The 8,766-nt window shown below is 33.9% G+C and carries 9 protein-coding genes; 3 read left to right on the forward strand and 6 right to left on the reverse strand.

The features are described from left to right. The 3 genes from POF52_RS30660 to POF52_RS30670 all read right to left on the reverse strand — a co-directional run. Positions 1-269, reverse strand: a 269-nt coding sequence (locus POF52_RS30660) for a hypothetical protein (protein WP_271998067.1), incomplete at its 3' end; no start/stop codon positions are given. A gap of 56 nt (positions 270-325) precedes the next feature. Continuing rightward, on the reverse strand, positions 326-958 hold the full coding sequence (locus tag POF52_RS30665) for a DUF3967 domain-containing protein (RefSeq protein ID WP_271998069.1): 633 nt from the start codon (positions 956-958) through the stop codon (positions 326-328). A 193-nt stretch (positions 959-1,151) separates the two neighbouring features. Continuing rightward, positions 1,152-2,003 carry a helix-turn-helix domain-containing protein gene (locus POF52_RS30670; RefSeq protein WP_271998072.1) on the reverse strand — a complete coding sequence of 284 codons (852 nt, stop codon included), beginning with the start codon at positions 2,001-2,003 and terminating at the stop codon, positions 1,152-1,154. A gap of 1,322 nt (positions 2,004-3,325) precedes the next feature. On the opposite strand from POF52_RS30670, the gene POF52_RS30675 reads away from it, so the two are divergent. Beyond that, positions 3,326-3,703, forward strand: coding sequence for a hypothetical protein (locus POF52_RS30675; protein ID WP_271998074.1), 378 nt, complete (start codon positions 3,326-3,328; stop codon positions 3,701-3,703). Positions 3,704-3,846: 143 nt separating this feature from the next. Here the strand turns inward: POF52_RS30675 and POF52_RS30680 are convergent, their stop codons facing one another. Both POF52_RS30680 and POF52_RS30685 read right to left on the reverse strand, forming a co-directional pair. Continuing rightward, the gene (locus tag POF52_RS30680; RefSeq protein ID WP_271998078.1) at positions 3,847-4,212 is read right to left on the reverse strand and encodes a DUF3888 domain-containing protein; all 366 of its coding nucleotides are present in this window, start codon (positions 4,210-4,212) and stop codon (positions 3,847-3,849) included. A gap of 317 nt (positions 4,213-4,529) precedes the next feature. After that, complete coding sequence (locus tag POF52_RS30685; protein WP_074898719.1) at positions 4,530-5,105, reverse strand: hypothetical protein; 576 nt, start codon at positions 5,103-5,105, stop codon at positions 4,530-4,532. A gap of 222 nt (positions 5,106-5,327) precedes the next feature. On the opposite strand from POF52_RS30685, the gene POF52_RS30690 reads away from it, so the two are divergent. Beyond that, entirely contained in the window at positions 5,328-5,687 is a 360-nt protein-coding gene (locus POF52_RS30690; RefSeq protein ID WP_271998084.1) for a DUF3139 domain-containing protein, read from the forward strand. Between the two features lie 304 nt (positions 5,688-5,991). On the opposite strand, the gene mobQ is transcribed toward POF52_RS30690, so the two are convergent. Then, positions 5,992-7,974, reverse strand: coding sequence for a MobQ family relaxase (gene mobQ, locus POF52_RS30695; protein WP_271998087.1), 1,983 nt, complete (start codon positions 7,972-7,974; stop codon positions 5,992-5,994). A 376-nt stretch (positions 7,975-8,350) separates the two neighbouring features. Here mobQ and POF52_RS30700 point away from each other — a divergent pair, with 376 nt between their 5' ends. Continuing rightward, positions 8,351-8,662 carry an NIP7 pre-PUA domain-containing protein gene (locus tag POF52_RS30700; RefSeq protein WP_271998090.1) on the forward strand — a complete coding sequence of 104 codons (312 nt, stop codon included), beginning with the start codon at positions 8,351-8,353 and terminating at the stop codon, positions 8,660-8,662. Positions 8,663-8,766: the final 104 nt, after the last annotated feature.

Below are 8,766 nucleotides of genomic sequence, written 5' to 3' on the forward strand. Positions count from 1 at the left end.
ATGTCAATTTCTCGTTCTTTATTTGGAAATTCAACTAGATTGTCTGTCGTTTTTTTCTTTTTTGGCTTTTGAGTTTTCGGTTTTTTGATTACAACTCCCTCAATCTCATCCCCATTACTATCGACTAACGTCACTAGCTCTCCATCAGCATTACGGAAATTGATATATAAATTTGCTTTTGAAAGACTTACCCCATACTCTTCTATCAAACCTTGTAATGTACTGGCAATAAGTTCAGGTGTAACTGGCTCTTCAAATTTAATTCTCATTTCCCATCACCCCATTTTTTGTTGTAGCTGACATTTATATAAACTAATCTTGTATGTTATCTCCAAAACTCCCACCATTTCTTTTTACTTTCATCCTGGGAAGCAGCCAACATTTTTTTGGTTTCCCTGATGTCCCGCATAACTTGAATAAGGATTTCGTCTCTTTTTTCAGTTCCTGCATCGTCATCCATTCTTTCAAGCAACGTTTTTTTTAACTCATAAACTTCTTGAGTTTGATTATCTTTAATAGTCTGTATCTCATTTTTAAATGTTTGTTCTTGCTCCTGAAGAAGTCTTACAAAACGCTGCTCTTGCTCTTTTAAAAGTGCATTCATTAGCGTCATAGCGTCATGACCACTAGAATCCCTTTCAGGTATGATGTCATGACCATCAATGCCGTTTTCAGGCATGACATCATGACCCATTGGCTCTAGTCGCTTCTTGTTGGCCATGCCTATCTTCCTTGCTACAGACTCAATAGTCATACCGTCATAACTGATTAGCTCTAAAAACATCTCCAAAGCTTTTATGTCGTCCTCTGTAAAAAGGCGATGACCTAAATTGTTTCTTTGAAAAGAATACCCTTCTTTTTCAAGACTAAAAATGTACTTTTTGAAGACAGAATCCTTGAGATCTAACCTCTTTAAAACTTCACCAGTTTTATAAACAAAGTTATTCGTTTCAGACATAACGTCATGCCCCCTCTCTACTTCATTCGTCATGACATTATATTAGCCCTTCAATTAAAGAGCTTGCAAACGAATATATTTAAAATTTGCCGTGATGAACGACGGCCATCTTACTTTGAGATTATATCAATTTTCAAGAAGTCTAGTCTTAGATTACTGTTATAAGGGGACTCTTTGTTTAAGAGGCCATACCTTATACCCTCGAATGTAGAGGGTGGTTTTTAAGGTGTTTAGTTCGCTCAATAAAACTATCTACAAAGCTGGCCATTGCTTTTGTGTCATCACGTTCTGAAAGTTGGTTATAAGCAATAGTGTAGGCTAATTTGTGCAATTCTTCAGTAGAAAGGTTACGTCCCTGTTTTATGTAATCTACAAGTTTATCAAAAGCAATATGAGCGATTTCTTGCATAATAGATTTATCAACTGATACACCAAAGTTCTTCATTGCAAGCCAAATACGTCCGTATAGAGACTTAATTTGATTACCAAAGAAAGCTTGATATTGTTGCAGTCTTTTAGGAACCATTTTTATATAAGCTTTACGTTTAGATGGTTCTTTGCTCATATTTAGATGTTTAATATTATATATTTGTTTTAAAAAGGTTTTGTTTTTTTGGTGTTGCATTTTTGAGTTTCCTTGTGTTGCATTTTCTTCAATTTGATTAATTTCTTTTACAGATTCTTCCGTTTGAATTGGTTGAATAATAACGGCATTACTTGTTTGTTTCATGTCACTACTGCGTTTCATTTCTAATTGTTTAATAATGCCGAGATCCTCTAAATGGTTACACACACGAATAATAGTAGCACGACTTTTACCAACCAGTTTACCAATATTTCTTTTCGTTAAGAAAGAAACTCCTAGGTGCTTCACTGAATAGCCATGTAAGACTTTTAATACAGCAACATGGGTTTTATTCAACTGATCCTTAAAACGTTCTATATAGGACCGTACAGTTTCGTTTAAGGTATCAATAGACTCGAAGCTTGATAAATTTTTATATGTTTCTACACTTGCGATAATCTCAATTTTTTCTTTTGCCATTTTCATTCGCTCCCTTTTATGGAAAACGAAAAAAGACGTGATACCGTTTTACAGGTAAACACGTCTTTTAAAATGATAAAAGAGTATAGAACTTCCCCTTGTTTTTCATGTAATTCTATCGTAAAATGAACATAGAATTACACTAAAGAAAAGGTGAAGCAGGTGTTTACCGTGGGTTCTGCACGGTGGACGGTTGAAGAAGGATCCGACCCCTTCGACAACACGCTTTGCCTTTTTTGATTTTCCGATCATGTAATTGATTTAATCATAGCAAACTCTACCAAGTTTAACAATGAAATTTTTAGATAATTTGAGTATAGAGAAGTTTTTTATTCAAGACTGTATCTTATGATGCAGTCTTTTTATATTTTTCGTGAGAAAACACCTTAAAGGTAATTATCTTATTAACAAAATAAAAAGCTACCCTGACATTGGACAATCAAAGTAGCTTTTAGTTAGGGATCATATGTATCCGAAGTAAAAAACAATAACTTACAAATACATCATAACCCGAATTTTAAAGACCTTTCTTTAATCTAAAGGGGTGGTGCTTAAGGGGATGCTGTAGTAGATCTCTATAAATAATTAAAATTGAAACATTAAGCCCAGCATTACAAATTTTAATATCTACAATCTCAAAATTATTATTTTGAAGAAAATCATTCAATTGTTCTTCATATTTGTCAAAGCTGGTTGTTAAAACATAAGTTTTTAATGTTTTAGAATTACCTAACATAATATCTCATACACTTCTTTCTATATTTGTCTTATTACAGTGTATGAAGCTTGTACATAATGGAAAGTGCATCTACCACAGTTTATTAATATTTTTATACCTTCTTTGTTTAGAAAAAACATATGCCTAAAGGCTAAAAATAAAGATGATTAATCTCATTAACAAAATAAAAGGCTACCTCAAGAAAAATAAGGCAGCCTTTCATTTACGTTTACAGTTTTAGATAAAAGGTTAATTGGAAAATAGCCGGATTGTCACTATAACATATCCATATAAAAAATCAATTATTTAGGGGTTGAAGCATATGAATAAAAGGTGCACTTTTTATTCATTCTTTTACTAATCGCTTACTGAAAAAACGTTGGTCTATCAAGGATGTATAAAAAGCTGCATACTCCGGAAAAAGAACCCTCGGCGGAACCGTTCTGCGACAAGGGTTCTTTTTTGAGTTGTGTTCCGGAAAGAGGAATTATGTTAACTAACTTTGTATACGACATACATTAAGAAACAATAAGACTTATTGAATAAATATCTTATAATTAGCAACCCTATACCCATAATCTTATATCCCAGTATGGAGGACAAAATGAAACAATTAGTATGTATTGCTTTGATTATGGGGCTGCTTCTACCAATAGCTCATCACACGTATGCTTATTCTGACACAAATCCTGCTTTATCTAACTTTTATAAAAGTTACATGACGAAAGGTGCTAAAGGTGCTGAGCGTTATGTCGCAAAAGGTGTTACGATTCCAGAAGTAACTGAAAAAACAAGAATTGTGCGTTTTCAAGGTTTGCCTGCTGCTGACAAAGAAAATACACGTATTATGATTGCCTATTTTGAAAATGGGAAAGTAGATATCGATCGTATAGCATTTATTTGGAGGGTGTCTTTTAGCAAAGAGAATGTTACTAGCATCGAAGAACTATATGATGGATCAGAACCCAACTTAAAAAAATAAAAGTAAGTTATATAAAAAGCCCTTGGTAGTATACCAAGGGCTTTTTGATTCCTAGAATCTGGATTATGTAAAATGAATTTGTATATCCTGTGCATATGAATATAAAGATTGAAGAACAACTTCTCTAAAGCCTTTTTCAACTGTTATCCTTCAACTTTTAGAACCTTGACCTCATTTTTTACCGAAAATGTGATGATCACAGGGCCTTCAGGTGGATTATGCGGACCTGTAAATGTGTCGTATTTTACCTTCACCACGAAATCATAGTTTGAAAACCCATCAGATACACGCTTCACACTCAAAATATCTGCATTCCACAAACTGTAACTACGATCAGGGTATTTCGTTCGAATCGTTTTCTCCGCATAGGGATTCAGCAGCATCAAAAAGGCATCATAGAAATCCGTATGCTTCTGCTTAATGGACGGTTGGGGAGAAGCTTCTGTATAATTGGCCATTCCGCCTGCTAACCATAGGAAAAGAATTGTAGCGACCATTAACCGTTTCACCCGTTACCCTCCTCTCAGTACCTGTTTCAACTAGTTTCCCCTTGAAGATATGGACAATACGAAACTTTTAAAAATCTTTTTTTGTACCGATAATGTGTTTTATGTTAACTACGATTTTATACGATATAGAGTCTAAAAAAATAACTAGCCTATATTAGTGTTTTCTTTTAGTTACATATTATAAAACCGGATATATCAAAAATAAGGTAAATTTTTTCGAAAAAAAGTTGTGAAAAGTCACTATATTGTGTAAAATTACACACGAAAAGGACTTTCACAACTTTTATGAGTTGAGAAATATTATTTTAATCTCTAAATTAATATCTTATATAACCAATATGAGAAGGATATTGTAAGTCATATGGTAATATTGGTGAGTAGAAATCGTGTGTTACAGCACCTGTTCTGTTATCAACGTGTTGTCTTAAATCTACACCTGCTGCCCAGTAAGCTTGCCAAACCATTTTTGAACAGTAAGTTACTTTTTTATAACGAAGATCAGTATGACTAGTTACACTGTATGTAGCAGTTTTATAGTCAGCTACATATTGACGTGCTGCAGCTCCAGCTTTGGTAGCAATTTTAGTATTTTGTATACGGACAACAGATTTTACTGTTGGATAAGCTTTTTTATATTCTGCAAATGTTAACTCACGTGGATGTTTATTTGGACCAGCAATCTCTGCAACTTTTAATTTATCAGTTACGATCATCGCGTGGCCTGTGTAATGACTAGTAGTTCTCTTACTAGTAATGATAATATCGCCAGCTTTTGGCGTTAGACTTTTACCTGGATAAGTATTAGATGCAGCAAAAGAACTATTACTTGTAAACATAGCACCTATTAATAAAATAATTGATAATGACAGTATACTCTTTATAACGTTTTTCAAAAATGTTCCTCCTATGTATATTTCCCACTCAATAGGTAATTATACACATATGTTCATAAATTGAAAGACTATAATATTGTTACATTGTCAGACAAGTATAAAAATAATTATAGTTATTTTTATAAGAAAGTATATAAATATTAATAATAGTTGTTAATATTTATTTCACGATATAAAAAGATAGATTTTTATTTTTGTAATATAGAAAGTGAGGAGAAATAAATGTTAAAAAAAATTATCTTTTTTATAGTTATTATTTTACTTATAGGGGTAGGAATCTTTTCATTTAATAGTTATACATCCTATAAAGAAAATAAAAAAGAGGAACAAAAATATGGTCAACAACTGAAAAAAGATGTTCATAGTTATCTTATTAATGATAAAAATTATAAAGATAGTGATATAAAGCAAATGGAAATAACAAAAAACAGTAAACAAAGAGGTTTAAGATCTGTAGAAATTGATGTTGTTTTTAATGATGATCCTGATAGTACTTATACATATGTTTACGATTCAGGTACACGTAAAGTTATTCAGATGGCTGGGAATGGTCAGAAAAACCTAGAACCTCAAAACAAATAAGATAAGTAGAGAAGATAAATTTTATACGAAAGCACTAACTATTTCATTTTTCTGAGTCTGCTTTATGGGGATGATAAAGCACCTTATGTTACCTAACCTTTTATATCATATACAGCTTAAAAACAGAAAAAACCTACCTCTTTCTATTTAAAAGAGGTAGGTTTTTTCTGTTTCAGAAGTTAGTTATATGAGTCAATCCTTTATGACATCTATCTTGGGTAGTTTGCTCAATATTTTAATCTTTACTTCTAAGTAAATAGCAACTTTAAGTTGTTTCTAATTGCCTTAAGGCAATTTTTTATCTTTAACGGTTAAGATCTGGACCTTTATTCTTTGCTCTATTTATAGTTGTGCTTCTCATTCTTCCTAATTGATGTCTTTGTTGAGCCTGTTCTTGGCTACGAGTAGCCTGTTGGATAGCCTTAAAAACCGTATCTAAAGCGTTTATGTTGCTTTCATATGTTTTTATTTCTTTTTCTAACCATGGAACGACAGTTTTCTCCATTGTGTTCATACGGCTTTGTTGTTGTTGTAAATCCTGTTGTCCTTTATAGCCGAGTTCTTTTAGGTTTTCACGTCCATATTTAGCTTCACTTTGCAATTCCTCATAATCTTGACGAGCTTTTTTTGAGACAAGTCGTTTGGCTTTTTCTCCTGGGTTTCTGTCTAATTCATCAAGCTTTTTCTCCACGTTTCTGAGTTTTTTTACTTCTTTACTCATAGTTGAGACATGTTCTTTCTCTATATGAACCATTTTCTGATGTTTTTTGAACTCGTCTAGTTTCTTTTGGTTAGCATCTAGACTTTGTTTGATATTAGATAGCCTAAATTGATTTTGTTGAGCAGTATCGTGATACTGCTTCAGCTTTAATGCATTGCTATATGTGAGATACTTGCCAGCTGTTTTGAGATCGGGATAATGAGAGCTTATCTCACGGATTTTGGCTTGTTTAATAGCTTCTTCAGCTTGTAATAGTACCCTAGTTTCGACTTGAATCTGTTTTTTCTCATAGGTAATTTGATTGAGTCGATTTTCTTTCTTTTGAGAGAATTCTTGGTAACGCTGATAAAAATCCTCTTTGTTTGAAAAACGAAGAGATTCTTTATGTTTCTCAATGCTGCTTTCATAGCTTTCTTTGTTACTTTCTAAATCAGAAATTTTATCAAGGTGACGTCGTTTCATCATGTTATTCTCTTTAAGTTTAAATGGATTAAGGGACTTCTTAAGTTCCTCTACTTTTTCTTCGTTCTGCCCAATTTCACGCTCTAAATCGCTCACACGATCATAATAATTGCTGACATTTAAGAATTGTTGTTGTTGTACATGAAAGTGTCGTTCGATAGGATCATGACGATCACCTATTTTGCGTAGTTCTTCGTGGCGTGCTGTAATATCTTCTAAGGTAATAACCTTTTGACCTATGAGGGACGCAGCTTTTTGAATATAGGTTTTCTCTATATCTGTAGAAAAGCTGAATTGCTTCTCTTTTTCCTTCATTTTCTTTAAGTGGTCTTCTTTTTGACGACGATAAGCTTGTAAATCAACCACGGCCTTATTGTAGTCTTGGCGGTCTCTATTAATCTGGCCACGATCTGTTTTCTTCCCTTTCTTCTCCATGTCATGTGCGACATGGCCTAAGTGAACCATTGGTAAGATTTCTAGTCCGCGCTTTTCATGAGAAAGATGAGTAATACGTTCATTGCTTTGAGCTTGTTCTAGGGCCTTGTTGGCCTTGTTGGCCCACTGTTCACGAATGGATAAGCAGCCTTCGCTGTTTTTGACGTACCCACGATTATTTTCTTTTGAATTTGCAAAATCTGCATTCCAGTCACGGTTCTTTTTGCCGAATCCATCTTCACTTAGATTTCTCATGGTTAACATGATGTGAGCATGAGGATTATTCTTATCATCGCGATGAATAGCAATATCAGCAATCATTCCCTTTTGAACAAACTCGTTTTGAGCAAAAGATTGAATCAGTTCTTTTTGTTGGTCACGATTAAGTTCAATGGGCAAAGCAATATTTAATTCGCGTGCCAATTGTGAGTCTTTACGCTTCTCTACTTTTTCAACTTCATTCCATAGACGGTTCCGATCTTTCATCCATCCTGGCGCATTGGGAGGAGTCAGAATCATGGTTTCCGGTTGGACATTACGTACATAAAACTTTTGCTCATGTGTGCGTTCATCATATAGTTTTTCGCCACTGCGATAAGCAGCTGCGGCGACAGCCGATTGGCCTTTTGAACGGCTGATGATTTGCATCGATAGATGGTAAATTGCCATGATTTTTTCCTCCTTTCTTGAGAATGGATTTGTGTTTTTGGAATAAGTTGATGAGAGCACAGGGTGCGCTAATCAACTCTTTAGATGAAATCAGCATCATGACCACCAAAGGTGTCAGATGGTGGTTTCATCTTTGCCGATAGGCAAACAGGTTTTATGAAATTCGCCATCTAGGCGAATGGGTCTTTGGTTTTGTCTTTTCGTTCCGAAGGAACCGCACATATCGGTACGATGTATAAGTGCGCCCTTATCTCTTCAATCTAAGGGAATTGTACCATATCCTGGTGAGAGAATCTATGCTAAGGATACCGATTTATCTCAATTTTTGATATAATCAATTTAAACATTAGAGAATAGAAAAAGGAGATGAGAATGGGTGCCGAAGAAGCGAACAGATGAGGAAATTCTTCAGGAATTAGAAGAGAAAATTGAAAAAATGAAAGCGAAGAAACAACAAGTTGAAGCGCGTAAAAAAGAAAAAGAGAGAAAAGAGAGAACACGACGACTAATTCAAGTCGGCGCGATTTTCGAGAAATACTTTGAGATTCAAAGTGAAGAAGAAGCAGAAAAGATTGCGAAGGCATTACAATCGTATGTAGGAAAAAACAAAGATAAGATTTTGCATCATGATGTGGTTGTAAAAGAAAAAAAGAAAGCAGTAGCCGAAGTAGCTACTGCCGAAGAATAATTTACAATGTAAGTTTATAGAGTTTCAAATTGGCTATTTTAGTTTGAATAGTTTGTTCAAGCTAAAATAGCCAATTTGAAACCTTGTAGTTCTTATACTATTCA

The sequence above is a fragment of the Priestia sp. AB genome (genome assembly GCF_028369225.1).
Taxonomy (GTDB): Bacteria; Bacillota; Bacilli; order Bacillales; family Bacillaceae_H; genus Priestia; species Priestia megaterium.